General features: G+C 62.1%; 1 protein-coding gene. It reads right to left on the bottom strand.

Going from position 1 to position 1,168, the window contains the following annotated elements:
• Positions 1-759, bottom strand: a 759-nt coding sequence (locus PXJ20_RS32825; RefSeq protein ID WP_421057503.1) for an FAD-dependent oxidoreductase, incomplete at its 3' end; no start/stop codon positions are given.
• Between the last annotated feature and the right edge of the window lie 409 nt (positions 760-1,168).

The raw sequence follows: 1,168 nt of genomic DNA, 5'->3' as shown, positions 1-1,168 counted from the left end.
ATAGACCGGCTGGAACCCGCCCGATCCAATGCCAAGTGTGCCGAACAAGCGCAGATCCTTGTCTTTGCGCCAGCGCTCGCCACCGGGTGGAGTCGCGCCTGTGAAGATCGTGACGATCGCAGAGTAAAACGACGCGTCACCGAACTTGTCGATGTACTGTTGCCACCCGCGCTGCGCGTCGTCATAACGATGCGCACGCAAAAGCGCCGTGAGTTCCGCCGGTGCGGGCAACCGTACGCCGCCGTCGAGCTGGGCGCCGTCGCGGATGAAGGAGCGCCAGCCGTGGTCGACACTATCGAATAGCGCGGGAGGGGCGTCGCCGGCCATCCAGCGGTATGCACGCCCCTGGTAATGGATCTCGGTATCCACGACGCCCGGATTGGGAAACCTGAATGTACTGTCGATGCCGAACCGGTTGAGGTAGTGGTAGAGGGCGGCCTGCGAAGGCGGGAACCGCATCGCGCCCATTTCGGCAAGCAGGCGCGGATGATCTGGATTGATCGGCTGTGTCAGCAGCCGTCCGCCAATGCGTGTGGGGTTCGCTTCGAACACAACTACCCGCCGGGCGCCCGCGCGTAGGAGTTCCGACGCAGCGACCAGTCCGCTGATTCCCGCGCCGACAATCGCGATCCGCGCATCGTATGCACATTCTGCCGGCAGTACACCGAGACGCCCGCTGGCGCGGGCGAGGAAAGCGCCGTAATCGTACAGCGTATCGATGTACGGCAGCGTGTTCCGCAGGAATCCGGGAGCATGCATGGCGGTCGGAAGCGAAGTTGTAAGCGGGGGCACGGGTCGAGGACTCACGCCGGTAGATGAATGTCGCAGAGCCGTCCCGTGATGTTATGGGATCGACGCGTTTCACCCGAATTCGGAACATCTCGCCGCGCACGGCAAGTTAGCGCATGAACCAGCCAGCTAACGGCCTTTGTTCGCTGCGGAATGATCGACGTAATGAAACGACTTGTGCCCCGACCGGACGAACGAAGGATGAAAAGCGTGATCGCCATACGGGACGAAGCGGCCGCAAAGCTACATTGAAGCGCTGTCTCGACGAAACACAGGTAACACCTGAGCGGTCTTTCGATGGATATGTTTCTCCTGTGTGCTGCAAGGCGTGGCGGGGGGGGACGGGTTTGCGGGGCCGTCATTGGTGCATGCCGTGGCA

This window comes from Paraburkholderia sp. A1RI_3L (genome assembly GCF_048957895.1).
GTDB classification, from domain to species: Bacteria; Pseudomonadota; Gammaproteobacteria; order Burkholderiales; family Burkholderiaceae; genus Paraburkholderia; species Paraburkholderia kururiensis.
Note: the sequence above shows the minus strand (reverse complement) of the source record. Positions and strands in the feature narration are given on the sequence as shown.